Genomic DNA, 16,151 nt, shown 5'->3' with positions numbered 1-16,151 from the left:
AGCCCTTGTAGGCTCGCGTCAGATGCCTAGATTGGGGTCCTCCTTCGCACCTTCGCGACCTTCGAGGAACCCCATGCAGACCTTTCACCTGTTCATCAGCCATTCGTGGAACTACGCCCACGCCCACGACAATCTGGTACGCCTGCTCGGCGCCAAACCGGATTTCAGCTTCAAGAATTTTTCCGTGCCGCCGCACAACCCGATCATGGGCGCGCAGACCGACAAGCAGCTCGAAGAAGCCATCGAAAACAAGATCCGTCCGTGCTCGGCGGTGCTGATCATGGCGGGCATGTATTCGACCTACAGCAAGTGGATCAACAAGGAAATCGAGATCGCCAAGCGCATGGGCAAAGTGATCATCGCCATCAAACCGTTCGGCGCCGAGCGCATTTCCACTGTCGTGCGTGAGGCGGCACACGCCGAGTGCGCGTGGAACACCAACAGCATCATTGGTGCGATCCGTCAGCACACGGCGGTCTAAACATGCGCAAGGGGCTGTTTATCGGCATCAACCACTACGACTACGTTTCGCCCTTGAGCGGTTGCTGCAAAGACGCCATGGCCATGGCGTCCGTGCTGAAGACCGACGCCAACGGTGATCCCAACTTCAAGAACGTGGTGCTCACCTCGGCTGAGGACAACCTTGGCCGAGGCAAGCTCGAAGACCAGATTCGCGAGCTGTTCTGCGGCGACTGCAACGTCGCGTTGCTGTACTTCGCCGGGCACGGCGGCTTCGACAGCGACAACGATGAAGGCATGCTCCTGCCGCAGGACTATCGCAGCGCCAAGGACGGAATCCGCATCAGCGACATCCTCAACTGGGCCGCCAAAGCCACGAAAATCAAAAACAAAGTGATCATCCTCGACTGCTGCCAGAGCGGCGCGGCCGGCGAAGTGCGCGCCTTGCGCAGCGAAAGCAGCGTGGTCGGCGAAGGCATGACCATTTTGACCGCCTGCAAAAAGGAAGAGCCAGCCATGGAAGGCGCGCAACACGGTGTCTTCACCGGCTTGCTGTTGCAGGCCCTGCACGGCGGTGCGGCGAACATTCTCGGCAAGATCACACCGGGCAGCCTGTATTCCTTCGTCGACAACGCGCTCGACGCCTGGGAGCAGCGTCCGGTGTTCAAGACCAACGTCTCGCAGTTCATTTCCCTGCGCGAGGTCTCGCCGCTGATCCCCAAGGAGATTCTGCGCAAACTGCCGGAATGGTTCGCCGAAGCTGAATCGACGTTCCGCCTTGCCCCCAGCTACGAACCCACCGAAGCAACGTTCGACCCGGAGCACGGCGAGGTTTTCGCTCAGCTGCAAAAGTGCAATCGCCACAGCCTCATCGAACCGGTCGACGCCGAACACATGTACTACGCCGCCATTCACTCCACGGGCTGCCGCCTCACGGCGCTCGGCGCCTATTACCGTGAACTCGCCATAAAAGGACACTTCTGATGCCCGTATTCATCAGCTACCGCCACATTGATCGCCCGCAGGCCATGGCGATCAATGCGCAATTGATGCAGGCCAACATCAAGACTTACCTCGATGTGCTCGACCCGGAGTCGCAGACCACCGATGACATCACCGGGGTGATCACCCGCAACATCACCGAATGCACGCACCTGCTGGCGGTGGTTTCGGAGAAAACCGCACTGTCGTGGTGGGTGCCGTTCGAAATCGGCGAAGCGACCATCAGCAACCGCCGGATCTGCTCGTTCCGCACCGGGCAGACGCAACTGCCGGAGTATCTGGACAAGTGGCCGAAGCTGAGCACAGCCAGTGATCTGAATTTCTTCATCGATGCCTATCGTGAAGAAGTATCGAGCAAGCGCTCGATGACGCTGGATTCGAGCAACGAATCCTTCAGCGGCACCTATAAGCGCAACGCCGATCTGTTCCATGAACAACTGAAAAACCGGATTCGGCGCGGGTTCTGAAGCCGCACGACAGCCACAAAAAAGCCGACATCACTGTCGGCTTTTTTGTCGGTCACTGCTTCGGCGCGGGGGCCGGCGCAGCAGCTGGTGGAGCTGTTGGCGCTGGCGCCGCAGTCCCCGGCGCGGCCGGTTTCGGTGCGGCGTCGTCGAACAGGTTCAAGCGTTCGCGCAACTCGTGTGCCGGCACCGGTTGCTGATCCGCCGGCAGCGCGTTCGGATCGACCGGCGTCGCCGGAGCGGCGCCGTTCTGACCTTCGGCGGCGGGCTTGGCCGCGTCGGCACCTTGCGAACCTTCGATGGCGGCCTGGGCCTTTTTGGTCAGGACCACGATGTCGATGCGGCGGTTGACCGGATTGAACGGGTTTTCCTTGTCGAACAGCGCCGACGAGGCATAACCGACAACCCGCGCCACCTGCGAATCCGGATAGCTGCCGGCCACCAGCGCACGCCGTGCAGCGTTGGCACGGTTGGCCGAGAGCTCCCAGTTGCCGAAATCGCCGGTGCCGATATACGGCTTGGCGTCGGTGTGGCCGCTGATGCTGATCTTGTTCGGCACCGCTTTGATGGTGTCGGCCATGGCCAGCAGGATGTCTTCGAAGTACGGCTTCAGACGTGCGGAACCTGAGTCAAACATCGGCCGGTTTTCCGCGTCCATGATCTGGATGCGCAAGCCGTTCGGGGTGATCTCGAACAGGATCTGATCCTTGAACTTCTGCAACTGCGGGTTCTCGTCGACCTTGTTCTGCAGTTCTTGCAGCAACAGCTCCAGGCGTTCTTTCTCGACCTGTTCGGCCATGCCTTCGACCTGCTCGGTGTCGACCGTGACCTTGTCCGGTTGCGGCTGGGATTTCACCTCAGGGTTGAGGGTGTTTTCCGGTGCCAGGGTCGGCGTGCCGCCCAGATCAATGATGTACGGCGTGCCGCTTTCGGAGAAGCCGACCGGATCCTTGAAGTAACCGGCGATGGCGATCTTCTGCTCCGGTGTCGCGGTGGACAGCAGCCACAACACCAGGAAGAACGCCATCATCGCCGTGGCGAAGTCGGCGAAGGCGATTTTCCACGCCCCGCCGTGGTGCCCACCGGCTATGCGCTTGACGCGCTTGATGATTATCGGCTGATTATTTTCCATGGCTTAGCGACCGCGAACGGCTTGTTCCAGCTCGGCAAAGCTTGGACGGTGCGCCGGGTACAGAACCTTGCGCCCGAACTCCACGGCCAGCGATGGCGGCATGCCGGAAGCCGAAGCCACCAGCGAGGCCTTGATGGCCTCGTAGACGTTCAGTTCTTCCTTGGCATCGTGCGCCAGGGAATGCGCCAACGGCCCGAAGAAACCGTAGGCCGCGAGAATACCGAAGAAGGTACCGACCAGTGCCGCACCCACGTGCAGGCCGATGGATTTCTGATCGCCTTCACCCAGCGACGCCATGGTCACCACGATACCCAATACCGCCGCAACGATACCGAAACCGGGCATGGCGTCGGCAATGCCGTTCACCGCATGGGACGGGTGCTCGAGGTCTTCCTTAAGGCTGTAGAGTTCCATGTCGAACAGGCCTTCCAGCTCATGCGGAGCCATGTTGCCGGAGGACATGATGCGCAGGTAATCGCAGATGAACGCGGTCATGCGCTCGTCTTTGAGCACGGCCGGGTACTTGGCGAAGATCGGGCTCGCGGCAGCGTCTTCGATATCGCCTTCGATGGCCATCATGCCTTCGCGGCGGCTCTTGTTGAGGATCTCGTAGATCAGGCCGAGCACTTCCAGATAGAACGTGTGGCTGAAGCGCGAACTGAACATGCTCAGGGATTTCTTGAGCACGTGCATCGTCATGTAACCGGGGTTGGCCTGGAGGAATGCACCGAGGGCCGCACCGCCGATGATCATCACCTCGAAGGGCTGGATCAGGGCGGCAATCTTGCCGTGGGAGAGCACGTATCCGCCGAGCACGCTCGCGAATACGACGATGATGCCGATAATTTTAGCCATAGGTAGAAAGTACTTATTTAAGTCGGGTTCAAGGTCATATTCGGAAGTTAAAAAATCTCTTCTTCTACTTATCGGCAAAACTGCGCCAGACTATAGCCAGTTCAGGCGAAAAGCCAATTTAGCCCATGCCGGGCGCGTCTACAGTCAGTGAAGATCTCGTCCAGACATGGCTAATGAAACGAACGTCCCACACGCAAAACCGACCACGCTCGAGGGCTGGGTCAAACTGCTCGATGGCGTGCGCCTGCCCGTGCCGCAAGAGGCTCACGACAAGGTTTGCCGGGCGATCCGCGACAACCGCAGCTCGCTGCGCGATATCGCCGACCTGATGCAGGACAGCCCGGCGCTGGCCTTGAGCATCATTCGTGAGGCAAATCGTCACACCCACGGCACCATGGCCGCTCCGGCGGAAAATCTCGAGGTGGCGATCAACCGCCTGGGCCTGGCGCGTACCGAAGAACTGCTCGCGCGTCTGCCCGTCGAACCGCAGATGCAGATCCCCAAGGCCCTGCGCCAACTGCAAATGATCAGCCAGCACGCGACGCAACAGGCCAACGGTTTTTTTGCCAGTCGCCTGGCGCGCCTGTGGCAGGACATTCACTGGGGCAGCCTGTTGTTTCTCTCGCCGTTATGGCCGCTGGCGCTGACGTTTCCCGAATTGCTCGAAGAGTGGGAGCTGCGGGTTATCCACAAGGGCGAATCGGCGCGCACGGTCGAGAAGCAATTGTTTGGCGTGCGCCTGCTGAAGATCGCCGAAGCGCTGGTGCAAGTCTGGCACCTGCCGATCTGGGTGCAGCAGGGCTATAAACTGCTGCTCAGCGAACAGCGCGAACTGGTGAAAGTACTGCGCATCGCCCGCGACAGCGAACATCCGTTGCGCCAGCAGAATCGCCTCGACGACGATCCCACCCTGCGCCGCTGGCTCAACCAGCCGGCCAACACCGTGTTGCTGGCCAACGGCCTGGCGCTGTCGGCGCAACAGGCCTGGGACAGTCCGCACAGCGAGCGCTGGCAGTACCTGACCAGCCTTTATCTGCAAATCTCGATGGACGAAGTGCAGCAGCAGTTGCACCAGCAAGCCGCCAATAGTGCGCGCCAGCATGCCATGCCCGATCTGTGGCACCCGGCGGTGTCGTTATTATGGCCATGGGGCACCCATCGCTTGCCGGCCGGGATGCTGCCGGCGGCGGCACCGAATGCCGAGGATCTGACGCAGTGGCGCCGGCAATGCGCCGAACTGCTGGCCGAGCCGAGCCGCTTCACCAATGCCATGAGCCTGACCGTCGCCGCCCGTGATGCGCTGGTCGCCAGCGGCATGCGTCGGGTGATGCTTCTGATGGCCGACCGCACGCAATCGAATCTGCGGGTGCACCAGACCTTCGGCCTGCCGAAGGAAGCAGCCGCGCTGAATTTTGTCGTCAGTCAGAGCAAAGTCCTGCAACGGTTGCTCGCGCAGCAGGCACAGGTGCGGATCAACCCCGAGAACAACGCACAGTTTTCCGCATTGTTGCCGCCGGGCCTGCGTGCGCTGTTCCGTGGCGAGCATCTGTTCCTGCGCTCGCTGGTCAATAACGGCCGGGTGATCATGATCGTCGTCGCCGACCAAGGCGGCGGACCGTTCGCCGACATCACCGTGCAAGCCTTTGGCAAAACCGCGCAGTGCATCGAAAAAGCCCTGCACAGCTTTAGCAGCCGTGGCCGATGAGGCTGCGCTACAATCCCCCCCTTTGTGCTCTGGAGACCTCACATGTCTGACTTCTCTGGCTTGCCGCTCGTCATCGAGCCGAGCGACCTGCTCTCGCGTCTCGATTCCCCTGAACTGATTCTGGTGGATCTGACCAGCCCTGCCCGTTATGCCGAAGGTCACCTTCCCGGCGCACGCTTTGTCGACCCCAAGCGCACCCAGCTCGGCCAGCCACCGGCGCCGGGGCTGCTGCCGGCCAAAGCCGATCTGGAGGCGTTGTTCGGTGAGCTGGGGCATCGTCCGGACGCGGTTTACGTGGTCTACGACGACGAGGGTGGTGGCTGGGCCGGGCGTTTCATCTGGCTGCTCGACGTGATCGGTCATGACAAATACCACTACATCGACGGCGGTTTGCCGGCATGGCTGGAAGCGGGCATGCCGATGTCGATCCAGGTACCGCCTGCAGTGGGCGGCCCGGTGGCGCTGACCCTGCACGACGAGCCGACGGCAACCCGCGAATACCTGCAAAGTCGTCTCGGCGCCGCCGATCTGGCGATCTGGGACGCCCGCGGGCCGCTGGAATATTCGGGCGAGAAGATGCTGGCCGCCAAGAGTGGACACATCCCCGGTGCGGTGAACTTCGAGTGGACCGCCGGCATGGACAAAGAGCGTCAATTGCGAATTCGCACGGACATGCCGCAAATCCTCAAAGACCTCGGGATCACCAAGGACAAAGAAATCATTACCCACTGCCAGACCCATCACCGGTCGGGCTTCACTTATCTGGTGGCCAAGTCCCTCGGTTATCCGCGGGTCAAGGGCTACGCCGGTTCCTGGGGCGAGTGGGGCAACCACCCTGATACGCCTGTTGAGATTTAAGGTTTTTTAAGGACAACCAATGAAAGAGCGTCTGTTTATCCTCAGCCAGTACCTGCTGCCTCATCACCTGCTGTCGCGCCTGGCCGGCTGCGTTGCCGAGTGCCGCGTGCGCTGGTTCAAGAATGCCTTCACCCAGTGGTTCGCCAAGCGTTATCAGGTGGACATGTCGCAAGCGCTGGTCGAAGACCTGACCGCCTACGAGCATTTCAACGCGTTCTTCACCCGTGCCCTGAAAGACGGCGCGCGGCCACTGGACCAGACGCCGGGCGCGATCCTCAGCCCGGCCGACGGTGCGGTCAGCCAGCTCGGCCCGATCGAACACGGTCGGGTGTTCCAGGCCAAGGGCCACAGCTTCAGCGTACTGGAACTGCTCGGCGGTGATGCGGCCAATGCGGCGCCGTTCATGGGCGGCGACTTCGCCACCATTTACCTGTCGCCGAAGGACTACCACCGCGTGCACATGCCACTGGCCGGCACTCTGCGCGAGATGGTCTATATCCCGGGCCGGATCTTCTCGGTCAACCAGACCACCGCGGAAAACGTTCCGGAGCTGTTCGCCCGCAACGAGCGTGTGGCGTGCATTTTCGACACCGAGCGCGGGCCGATGGCCGTAGTGCTGGTCGGCGCAATGATCGTCGCTTCGATCGAAACCGTGTGGGCCGGCCTGGTCACCCCACCGAAGCGCGAACTGAAAACCTTCCGCTACGACGAAGCCGCCCGTGCGCCGATTCATCTGGAAAAAGGCGCGGAGCTGGGTCGCTTCAAGCTGGGTTCGACGGCGATCGTGCTGTTTGGCCCGGATCAGGTGAAGTGGGCCGAAGAACTGGTGGCGGGTTCGCCAGTGCAAATGGGCCAGGCCCTGGCCCTGCCGACGGCCTGAGCCGGCTGATCCGCCCTTTCACACGTCTGTGAAGGGGCGGACACGACCTGAGAGGCGCCGTTACTCTATCTGCCCACGGAAGCCGATCGGCCCTTCGTTGGCGTAGGTATTGGTGCCACTGAGGTTTTTCCCTCCATCGCTGGAAGTGACGCTCAACGCGACTACGTTCTGATTGTCCCGTCCACCGATCACCCACTTGCCGCCCGGATGCCATGGGGCATCATTGCCACCCCACTGGTTCTCGACGTTGTATTGATTCTGACCGGTGCGCTGCGCCTTGAAGCCAATCGGGCCTTCGCCGGCGTAAGTCATGGTGCCGGTGAAGCTTTTGCCGCCATCGCTTGACTTGATCTCGATGGCGACGACTTGCTGGTTGTCCCGCCCGCCCAGCACCCAGGTTCCACCCGGATGCCACGGTGCCGAACTACCGCCCCATTGATTTGCCACTGCATATTTAGACATGAACCTCATCTCCTTGAAGTTTCGGGAGACCTGCCCGAGGTTGACGGCAGGCCGTGCAACCGTGCGTTTCCGATCGCACGTCTGAGAGACTAGTAGGGCTTGTTGAATGGCATCCGGCCAGTAGACCAGCGGTCAAAAAGCCTGACGCCATCCGGCGAAACAGACCACAACTGCTAGAGTTCCTGGTGTTGCCAATTTCGCCGCTGGAGCCAATCACGGCATGAGTGAGTCACGCCCCCAACCCTCCCTGCGCGCCCTGATCCCGACGCAAACGCGCCTGTCGTTCTGTGAAGCCACCCCGCGCGACCTCAAGCGCTGGATCGCCGGCCTGCCCAAGGCCAACATCGGCGAAACCGCTCGCCAGTTGTATCAAGGCCTGGGCGAACTCAACCAACTGCTCACCCCCAGCGACAATCGCCTGCAACTCCTGGAGCTGCTGCGCCCCGAGGTTTACTTCGTCTGCCAGCATCTGGAGCGGCACTTTCTGCATCAGGCGATCATGCTCGATGAGCGCTCTCGCAAGATCAGCAACCTGTGTCAGGCGCTACAAAGTCATCTGGCCATCGGCTACAAGCAGATCGTTCTGCGCATTGTCCCCAAGTATCACAAGGATCGTGCGGCACTGGTCAGTCAGGCCCTGCAACGCGCCGCGCATGCGCTCAAGGGGCAACTGCTGCGGGCGACGCAGCTGTACAGTCCGCCGCCGGAACATCTGTGGTTCGAGCTGCATCAGCTGTATCGCTGCGCTTGCGCCTTGCAGTTGCAACAGCGTCGGGTGCATGACGATCTGGCGAGCCTGAGCAGCGAACTGAGCCTGGAACAGACCTACATCGCCGCCCTGCTGCTGGGCAGCGCCCGTTGCAATCAACTGCGGCAGAACCAGATCGCCCGGCTGGCCGAAGTGCTGGAACCGTGGAGTGCCTTGCTCAAATTGCATCCCGGCAGTCCGCAGGATGGATTGTTCGCCATCAGTGCCGAACTGGATGCAGGGCCGCGCTACCGCAGCATGTTTCGCAAAGAACAACAGGGCGCATTGCTGGGCTTCGATCCGCAGCCGCTGGTGAACGTGATCGAAGCGCATTTACTGCAGCAGGAAACGTCGACGCCGCTGCCAGTCCCGGCAGGACTGAGCCTCGACACCCTGCAACATTTGCACGCCAGTTGGGGCCAGGCCGCCGAGCGCAGTTTTCAGCGCACCGCAGGTCAGGGCAGCCTGACCGTGTGCGTGGGCATGAGCGCCCTGCACTTTTACCTGGGCGGCGAACGCAGCTTCAGCGAACTGCTCAAACATCCCGGTGCTCGCGCGGCCAACTTCAGTCGCGTCGTGGTCCAGGGCGAAAAGGACAGCTGGAGCCAGGCCTTCGACGCCGCCCCGCAAAGCAATGCAGATGAATTTCTGCCCTACGAGGAAATCCAGTACGACCATCTCGGTGAAGACGAAAACACAGCCGACCACACACCGCACTACCCGACCTACGCCTTGCCGGTGATCAACCACAGCCCCGGTGGTTATTGCCTGGGCTGGCCGGGTGAGGTGCCAACCGAGTTGCAGGCTGGGGAGATGGTCGGGATTCAGGACAGTGCGAGTCAGGGCTGGAGCATTGCGGTGGTGCGCTGGATTCGTCAGGTACGCGGCAGCGGGCCGCAAATGGGCATCGAGCTGGTGGCGCCGCACGCCGAGCCCTGCGGCTTGCAACTGGTGCGTGCGCGGGATGATCACAGCCATTATTTGCGCGGCTTATTGCTACCGGAGATCAGCGCCATCGACTTGCCCGCGACCTTGCTCGCACCGCGTCTGCCATTTCAGGAAGGCAATAAAGTGCTGATCAACACCCACGGCGAAGAACACCGCGCCGGGCTGGATCGACGGGTGGCGAGTACGCACAGTTTCAATCAATTTGCCTATCGCTCGCTGGAAGCCGCGCAGAATGGCGGGGGCGAGGAGGATTTTGATTCGTTGTGGAAGTCGCTTTGAAAGCAAAAGATCGCAGCCTGCGGCAGCTCCTACAGGGAAACGCGTATTCCAGTGTAGGAGCTGCCGCAGGCTGCGATCTTTTGATCTTTAATTACAACTGCCCGTCGCGATCGCGGAAGCCCAGCAGATACAACACGCCATCCAGCCCAAGGGTGGAAATCGCCTGCTTGGCCGACTGCTTGACCAGCGGCTTGGCGCGGAACGCCACACCCAGCCCGGCAATCGCCAGCATTGGCAGGTCATTCGCACCGTCGCCCACGGCGATGGTCTGCTCCAGACGCAAGCCTTCCTTGTCCGCCAGCTCCTTCAACAGATCAGCCTTGCGCTGCGCATCGACAATCGGCTCGATCGCCACGCCGGTGCACTTGCCATCGACCACTTCCAGTTCGTTGGCGAACACGTAGTCGATGCCGAGTTTGGCCTGCAACTGCTTGGCGAAGTACGTGAAGCCGCCGGACAGGATCGCGGTCTTGTAGCCCAGGCGCTTGAGTTCGGCGAACAGGGTTTCCGCGCCTTCGGTCAGGCGTAGCGACGCGCCGATCGAGTCCAGCACGCTGACATCCAGGCCTTTGAGCAACGCCAGGCGCTCCTTGAAGCTGGCGCGGAAGTCCAGTTCGCCGGCCATCGCGCGCTCGGTGATGGCCGAAACTTGCTCGCCCACCCCGGCCGCCTTGGCCAGTTCATCGATGACTTCGGCTTCGATCAGGGTCGAGTCCATGTCGAACACCGCCAGACGCCGATTGCGCCGGAACAGCGAATCTTCCTGGAAAGCGATGTCGACGTTCAGCTCCTGCGCGACGCTGAGGAATTCGGCGCGCAGAGCCTGCGGATCCGCCGCTTCGCCACGCACGGAGAACTCGATGCAGCCCTTGCCTTTGTCCGCCGGAGTGTCCAGCGGCATGCGACCCGACAGACGGTCGATATGATCGATGTTCAGGCCATATTTGGCGGTGATCGAGCTGACCGCCTGCAATTGGCCGGCGGTCACTTTGCGGGTCAACAGGGTGACGATGTGGCGTTTCTTGCCCTGATTGCCCACCCATTGCTGGTAATCCTCTTCGGACACCGGGGTGAAGCGCACCTGCTGGTCGAGCTCGTAGCCCTTGAACAGGATGTCCTTGAGCACGGCTTTGCCCTGCTCGGAGTCGGGAATTTCAACCAGGATGCCGAACGACAGGGTGTCGTGGATCACCGCCTGACCGATGTCGAGAATGTTCACACCACCTTGTGCCAGAACGCCGGTAATGGCCGCAGTCAGACCCGGACGGTCGACTCCCGTGATGTTAATCAGGACGATTTCGCGCAACGCGCACCCCCGCAACTGGAAAAAAACCGCATTCTACCCACTTTCAGTGACCATCGGGCACCGCGAGCGCTTTGCCGGTCTAGGGCCTGTCGCTATACTGCGCGTCAACTTCACGGACAAAAGAGCCGAGCTCAGTGAACCGGCCCACGCCAGTTAAAACCGATAACTTCTTCCTGCTGATCTTCCGTGCACTGCGCCATCGCCGTGTACCGATTGCATTGCGCATTGCCAGCCATAACGTGATCCTGGTCGCTCTGGCCCTGGTGATCTATGCCGGGGTAATGGGCTTGCAGTTCAAGCAGGCCATGCACGAGCAGGCCGATGCGCTGGGTGAAAGCCTGACCACGCAGACCGCCACTTCCGCCACGGAACTGTTGGTGTCCAACGACATCCTCAGCCTCAACGTGCTGCTCAACAACCTGACCAAGAACAAGCTGGTGGCCCACGCGGCTATCTATAGCGTGGATAACCGCATCCTCGCCGAGTCCGGTCAGCGCCCCAAGCACAGCCTGCTGGGCGAAGCCGAGGGCATGTACGAGAGCAAGATCACCTTCCAGGACGTGACCGCCGGGCAACTGCGCATCAGCCTGGACATGGATCAGTTCCAGCAGCCGATGACCATCAGCCTGCAAAGCATGGGCATTCTCAGTGCGATTCTGTTGGCGCTGTCGCTGGCCCTGAGCCTGCGTATGGGCCGCTACCTGTCGACGCCGTTGCTGCAATTGCGCGTCTGGCTGCGGCGCATCGACGAACACACGCCGGGCATAGATCGTCAGGACGAAATCGGCGATCTGGCGCGTCAGCTGCACGCCAACTTCGCGCCGGAGCCTGCGCCTGAACCCGAGCCCGAGCCGGAACCCGAGTTTGAAGACGAAGATGAGCCAGAGTTCGAAGTGCGCAACCTGCGTGACCCGAGCTTTGACGAAACCCGCCCGATGGCCGCGCAAAAACCGGCACCGCGCCACGTGGTCAGCACGGTTGAAGACGATGATGACGACGAAGACCCGTTTGCCGATCTGCGCGACGAGTCGCTGACCGAAGCTGTTCCGGTGCCGCGTAAAGCGACCCCGAGCGTGCCGCAGCACAGTGCGGTGCTGGCGATCCAGCTGGGCTCGCAAGAGCAACTGCGTCGCCTGCCTCGCGCCCGTCTGGAAGAGTTGCTGGAGCGCTACCGCGACTGCCTCGATCAGGCCGCTTCGCTTTATCAGGGCGAAATCGAAACCCTGAACGATGGCAGCACACTGATGCTGTTCCACACTGAAGACAGCGGTGACGACTACCTGACCAATGCGATCTGCTGCGGCGAGTTGCTGCGGGCGCTGGGCCATCAGTTGCAGATCGAAGTCGCCGACAGCGGCATCACCCTGCAATTGCAACTGGGCCTGACCCTGGGCGACGAATTGTTCGGCCTGAGCCAGATCGACCTGCTGCTGACCGATTCGGCTCAGGATGCACTGGCCCTGTCGCAACACAGCCGCAACCTGCTGCTGGTCGAGCGCAAGATCGGTGACGACGCGCTGATTCGCCAGCGTGCGCGGATCCGTCCGATCGCCAGCCCGGAAGGCGCTTGCTGTGTCGAGCGCTTGATGGAGCCGTATCCGTCGATGCTTGAGCGACAACTGGCGCGGATGCATGAGCGCCGGGCGTAAGCCTCAGGCCTGAAACACAGAAGCCCGCAGACAAGTGATTGTCTGCGGGCTTTTTTGTTGCCTGTACCGGCCCTTTCGCGAGCAAGCTCGCTCCCACAGTGGACGGTGGCTGCCACAGACCTTGTGAACACCTTCAAGACCTGTGGGAGTGAGCTTGCTCGCGAAGAGGCCCGCACTGACGGCAAAGATTTCCAGCCCCCAGACACAACAAAGCCCGCACAAGGCGGGCTTTGTTTTGACTCAAACCACACTCAGAAGCGGAACACTTCCATATCGGTACGAATCGGCGAAGCCATCGGAATCTTCGGCTGCTTCTCTGCATCCGCTGCCGGCGCTGCCGGTTTAGGCGCTGCCTTACGCGGTGCTTCGGCCACCGGAGGCTGGTTGGCCAATGGCTTGAGCGCCACCGACAACTGCTCGGCCAGACGCTGCAGCAGAATGCCTTGAGCCTGCACCTGCGAAGCCGTGGTGCCGGCATGCAGCTCCTGCAGATGAACGATGCGGTTGTCGCGCACCTGACCACGACGGTCGATCAGACGCCATTGCGCATCGAGGATCGCCGGTTGTTTCTCACCGGAGTCCAGACGCGTGATGGTCAGCAATACCTGCACATCCGGAGCAAACCCCAGAGTGGCGGGTGCCAATACCACACGCTGGCTGTCCAGATGACCGGCCACCTGCCGCATCAGCAATTGATCGATATCCGACGAAAGGCTGCCCGCCCAGCGACCGTCGGTCGAGGCTTGCAGGCTGCCATCCGGTTGACGTTGCAGCAAAGTTTCACGTTGCAGGTAATCAGCAATGACTACCGGACCCAACAAAACCGCCATGCCTGTGCTTTGCGCAGGCTGAGCCGGACTTCCGCTGTCCAGCTGATACAGCGACACCGGCTGGTGAACGCTGCAACCCGCCAGGCCCAAAACGCCGGCGAGCAGGAAAATAAGGGGGCGCAGAGCAGTCATCATCCCGTCCAGGTGGCCGCCACAAGGCTGACCACAGTGAAAATACTCAATAAATATGAAGAACGCTCGGCCACGCCGGCGCTTGGAAAGGCCATATCATCCGTGAATATGCGTTCCGACTCCAGCGCCAAAGCGTCGATCTACGCGTTAAATCGTAGATCGAGCTCTCTAGGACGCCTGATTGAGGTTTTCGACGAGCAGCGCATCGACCCGCTGGAAGCCCCTTGGCAGCTTATTGCCACGACGGCCACGTTCACCTTTGTAGTGTTCGAGGTCGTCGGCTTTGAGCGACAGGGTCCGTTTTCCGGCCTGCAGCACCAGAGTGGCGCCTTCCGGAAGCACGGCGATGTCCGTGACATATTCTTCGCGACTGGCCACGCGTTCACCGGAGATCCCGATGATCTTGTTGCCTTTGCCCTTCCCTAATTGTGGCAGATCGCTGATTTTGAAGATCAGCAGGCGACCTTCGGTCGTGACCGAAGCCAGCCAGTTCTGCTCACGATCGGCCACTGGACGCGGCGCGATCACCTTGGCGTTGTTCGGCAGGCTCAACAGGGCTTTACCGGCCTTGTTCTTGGCTTGCAGGTCTTCGCCTTTGACCACGAAGCCGTAACCGGCATCGGAGGCGATCACGTACAACGCATCGTCTTCCGGCATCAGCACGCATTCGAAGGTCGCGCCCGGTGGCGGGGTCAGACGGCCGGTCAACGGCTCGCCCTGGCCACGCGCCGACGGCAACGTATGCGCGGCGACCGAATAGCTGCGGCCAGTGGAGTCAATCACCACGGCAGACTGGTTGGAACGCCCCGCCGCCGAGGTCTTGAAGCCGTCGCCGGCCTTGTACGACAGGCCGGTGGCATCGATGTCATGACCTTTGGCCGAACGGATCCAGCCTTTTTCCGACAGCACGACGGTGACTTTCTCGTTCGGCAGCAGATCGTGCTCGGTCAGCGCTTTCGCTTCAGCACGCTCGACGATCGGCGAACGACGGTCATCGCCGTAGGTTTCAGCGTCTTTCAGCAGCTCGGTGCGCACCAGCTTCTTCAGCTTGGCTTCGCTGCCCAGCAGGGCTTGGAGCTTGGCTTGTTCCTTGAGCAGTTCATCCTGCTCGTCGCGCAGCTTCATCTCTTCCAGACGCGCCAACTGCCGCAGGCGGGTGTCGAGGATGTAGTCGGCCTGGATCTCGCTGAGGGCGAAACGCTCGATCAGCTTGGCTTTCGGGTGCTCCTCGGTGCGGATGATGTGGATCACTTCATCCAGGTTGAGGTAAGCGATCAGCAAACCGTCCAACAGATGCAGGCGACGCTCGACCTTGTCGAGGCGGAATTGCAGGCGGCGACGCACGGTCAGCACGCGGAATTCCAGCCATTCGACCAGCAATGCCCGCAGGTTCTTCAGCTGCGGCTTGCCGTCCAGACCGATGATGTTGACGTTGACCCGGTAGGTCGACTCCAGCTCGGTGCTGGCGAACAGGTGCTGCATCAGCGCCTGGTGATCGACGCGGCTATTGACCGGAATGATCACGATGCGGCACGGGTTTTCGTGGTCGGACTCGTCACGCAGGTCAGCGATCTGCGGCGCTTTCGACGGCTTGGCCTGCATCAGCGCGGCGATCTGTTCCAGCACTTTGGCCCCGGAGACCTGGTGCGGCAGCGCGGTGACGATGATGTCGCCATCCTCGACGTGGTACACGGCGCGCATGCGCACCGAGCCCTTGCCGGTTTCGTACATTTTCAGCAGGTCGGCGCGCGGCGTGATGATTTCCGCTTCGGTCGGATAGTCCGGGCCTTGAATGTGTTCGCAGAGCTGTTCGACCGTGGCTTTCGGCTCATCGAGCAGACGCACGCAAGCAGTGGCGACTTCGCGCAAGTTGTGCGGCGGCACGTCGGTGGCCATGCCCACGGCAATGCCGGTGGTACCGTTGAGCAGGATGTTCGGCAAACGTGCCGGCAACACCAGCGGTTCCTGCAGGGTACCGTCGAAATTCGGGCCCCAGTCGGCCGTGCCCTGGCCCAGCTCGCTGAGCAGCACTTCGGAATAGCGCGACAGGCGTGCTTCGGTGTAACGCATAGCGGCGAAGGACTTCGGATCGTCCGGCGCACCCCAGTTGCCCTGGCCGTCGACCAGCGTGTAGCGATAGCTGAACGGCTGGGCCATCAGCACCATCGCTTCGTAACACGCCGAGTCGCCGTGCGGGTGGAACTTGCCGAGCACGTCACCGACGGTACGCGCCGATTTCTTGTGCTTGGAATCGGCGTCCAGCCCCAGCTCGCTCATGGCGTAGACGATACGCCGCTGTACCGGTTTCAGGCCGTCGCCGATATGCGGCAGGGCACGGTCCATGATCACGTACATGGAGTAGTTGAGGTAGGCATTTTCGGTGAAGTCAGCCAGCGAGCGGCGTTCTACACCGTCCAGGCTGAGATCAAGGGAGTCGCTCAT

14 protein-coding genes are annotated in these 16,151 nt (G+C 61.3%); 8 read left to right on the top strand and 6 right to left on the bottom strand.

The annotated features are described in order from the left end of the window. Positions 1 to 73: 73 nt before the first annotated feature. From CKW11_RS14850 to CKW11_RS14840, 3 genes are read left to right on the top strand one after another with little or no spacing between them, the layout of a single operon-like run. Positions 74 to 481, top strand: a complete 408-nt coding sequence (locus tag CKW11_RS14850; protein WP_095138113.1) for a TIR domain-containing protein — start codon at positions 74 to 76, stop codon at positions 479 to 481. A gap of 2 nt (positions 482 to 483) precedes the next feature. Beyond that, positions 484 to 1,443: a caspase family protein gene (locus CKW11_RS14845; RefSeq protein WP_095138112.1), complete on the top strand. Its 960-nt coding sequence runs from the start codon at positions 484 to 486 to the stop codon at positions 1,441 to 1,443. Further along, positions 1,443 to 1,928, top strand: a complete 486-nt coding sequence (locus CKW11_RS14840; protein ID WP_095138111.1) for a toll/interleukin-1 receptor domain-containing protein — start codon at positions 1,443 to 1,445, stop codon at positions 1,926 to 1,928. The genes CKW11_RS14845 and CKW11_RS14840 overlap by 1 nt, the downstream gene beginning before the upstream one ends. A gap of 52 nt (positions 1,929 to 1,980) precedes the next feature. On the opposite strand, the gene motB is transcribed toward CKW11_RS14840, so the two are convergent. Beyond that, positions 1,981 to 3,057 carry a flagellar motor protein MotB gene (gene motB, locus CKW11_RS14835; protein WP_027611405.1) on the bottom strand — a complete coding sequence of 359 codons (1,077 nt, stop codon included), beginning with the start codon at positions 3,055 to 3,057 and terminating at the stop codon, positions 1,981 to 1,983. A gap of 3 nt (positions 3,058 to 3,060) precedes the next feature. Further along, complete coding sequence (gene motA / locus CKW11_RS14830; protein ID WP_007952169.1) at positions 3,061 to 3,912, bottom strand: flagellar motor stator protein MotA; 852 nt, start codon at positions 3,910 to 3,912, stop codon at positions 3,061 to 3,063. 166 nt (positions 3,913 to 4,078) lie between these two features. On the opposite strand from motA, the gene CKW11_RS14825 reads away from it, so the two are divergent. Genes CKW11_RS14825 through asd form a run of 3 tightly spaced genes read left to right on the top strand, consistent with a single transcriptional unit; the run spans position 4,079 to position 7,355 of the window. After that, a complete protein-coding gene (locus CKW11_RS14825) occupies positions 4,079 to 5,617 on the top strand; it encodes an HDOD domain-containing protein (RefSeq protein ID WP_095138110.1) in 1,539 nt (512 codons plus the stop codon). A 42-nt stretch (positions 5,618 to 5,659) separates the two neighbouring features. Beyond that, entirely contained in the window at positions 5,660 to 6,475 is an 816-nt protein-coding gene (rhdA, locus tag CKW11_RS14820) for a thiosulfate sulfurtransferase (RefSeq protein WP_095138109.1), read from the top strand. 19 nt (positions 6,476 to 6,494) lie between these two features. Beyond that, positions 6,495 to 7,355, top strand: a complete 861-nt coding sequence (gene asd / locus CKW11_RS14815) for an archaetidylserine decarboxylase (protein WP_003221083.1) — start codon at positions 6,495 to 6,497, stop codon at positions 7,353 to 7,355. A gap of 60 nt (positions 7,356 to 7,415) precedes the next feature. Here the strand turns inward: asd and CKW11_RS14810 are convergent, their stop codons facing one another. Continuing rightward, positions 7,416 to 7,817, bottom strand: coding sequence for a lectin OAA (locus CKW11_RS14810; RefSeq protein ID WP_095138108.1), 402 nt, complete (start codon positions 7,815 to 7,817; stop codon positions 7,416 to 7,418). Between the two features lie 220 nt (positions 7,818 to 8,037). Here CKW11_RS14810 and CKW11_RS14805 point away from each other — a divergent pair, with 220 nt between their 5' ends. After that, the gene (locus CKW11_RS14805) at positions 8,038 to 9,792 is read left to right on the top strand and encodes a molecular chaperone (RefSeq protein WP_095138107.1); all 1,755 of its coding nucleotides are present in this window, start codon (positions 8,038 to 8,040) and stop codon (positions 9,790 to 9,792) included. A gap of 91 nt (positions 9,793 to 9,883) precedes the next feature. On the opposite strand, the gene serB is transcribed toward CKW11_RS14805, so the two are convergent. Continuing rightward, on the bottom strand, positions 9,884 to 11,098 hold the full coding sequence (gene serB / locus CKW11_RS14800) for a phosphoserine phosphatase SerB (RefSeq protein ID WP_095138106.1): 1,215 nt from the start codon (positions 11,096 to 11,098) through the stop codon (positions 9,884 to 9,886). Positions 11,099 to 11,232: 134 nt separating this feature from the next. Between serB and CKW11_RS14795 the strand changes: the two genes are divergently transcribed. After that, positions 11,233 to 12,747: an AhpA/YtjB family protein gene (locus CKW11_RS14795; protein ID WP_095138105.1), complete on the top strand. Its 1,515-nt coding sequence runs from the start codon at positions 11,233 to 11,235 to the stop codon at positions 12,745 to 12,747. 251 nt (positions 12,748 to 12,998) lie between these two features. Here the strand turns inward: CKW11_RS14795 and CKW11_RS14790 are convergent, their stop codons facing one another. Together CKW11_RS14790 and parC are read right to left on the bottom strand one after the other, a co-directional pair. Next, positions 12,999 to 13,709: a membrane integrity-associated transporter subunit PqiC gene (locus CKW11_RS14790; protein ID WP_095138104.1), complete on the bottom strand. Its 711-nt coding sequence runs from the start codon at positions 13,707 to 13,709 to the stop codon at positions 12,999 to 13,001. A gap of 168 nt (positions 13,710 to 13,877) precedes the next feature. Further along, a complete protein-coding gene (parC, locus tag CKW11_RS14785) occupies positions 13,878 to 16,151 on the bottom strand; it encodes a DNA topoisomerase IV subunit A (RefSeq protein ID WP_095138103.1) in 2,274 nt (757 codons plus the stop codon).

The sequence above is a fragment of the Pseudomonas sp. Irchel s3a10 genome, from assembly GCF_900187525.1.
Classification (GTDB): domain Bacteria; phylum Pseudomonadota; class Gammaproteobacteria; order Pseudomonadales; family Pseudomonadaceae; genus Aquipseudomonas; species Aquipseudomonas koreensis_G.
The sequence above is the reverse complement of the archived record's forward strand: the minus strand, read 5'-3'. Positions and strand labels throughout refer to the sequence as shown.

Excerpts from the sequence above, each read along its gene's own strand:
- parC (WP_095138103.1), bottom strand. The coding sequence starts at position 16,151 with ATGAGCGACTCCCTTGATCTCAGCCTGGACGGTGTAGAACGCCGCTCG.
- asd (WP_003221083.1), top strand. The coding sequence starts at position 6,495 with ATGAAAGAGCGTCTGTTTATCCTCAGCCAGTACCTGCTGCCTCATCAC.
- rhdA (WP_095138109.1), top strand. The coding sequence starts at position 5,660 with ATGTCTGACTTCTCTGGCTTGCCGCTCGTCATCGAGCCGAGCGACCTG.
- CKW11_RS14790 (WP_095138104.1), bottom strand. The coding sequence starts at position 13,709 with ATGACTGCTCTGCGCCCCCTTATTTTCCTGCTCGCCGGCGTTTTGGGC.
- motB (WP_027611405.1), bottom strand. The coding sequence starts at position 3,057 with ATGGAAAATAATCAGCCGATAATCATCAAGCGCGTCAAGCGCATAGCC.
- CKW11_RS14810 (WP_095138108.1), bottom strand. The coding sequence starts at position 7,817 with ATGTCTAAATATGCAGTGGCAAATCAATGGGGCGGTAGTTCGGCACCG.
- CKW11_RS14840 (WP_095138111.1), top strand. The coding sequence starts at position 1,443 with ATGCCCGTATTCATCAGCTACCGCCACATTGATCGCCCGCAGGCCATG.
- motA (WP_007952169.1), bottom strand. The coding sequence starts at position 3,912 with ATGGCTAAAATTATCGGCATCATCGTCGTATTCGCGAGCGTGCTCGGC.
- CKW11_RS14805 (WP_095138107.1), top strand. The coding sequence starts at position 8,038 with ATGAGTGAGTCACGCCCCCAACCCTCCCTGCGCGCCCTGATCCCGACG.
- CKW11_RS14845 (WP_095138112.1), top strand. The coding sequence starts at position 484 with ATGCGCAAGGGGCTGTTTATCGGCATCAACCACTACGACTACGTTTCG.
- CKW11_RS14825 (WP_095138110.1), top strand. The coding sequence starts at position 4,079 with ATGGCTAATGAAACGAACGTCCCACACGCAAAACCGACCACGCTCGAG.
- CKW11_RS14850 (WP_095138113.1), top strand. The coding sequence starts at position 74 with ATGCAGACCTTTCACCTGTTCATCAGCCATTCGTGGAACTACGCCCAC.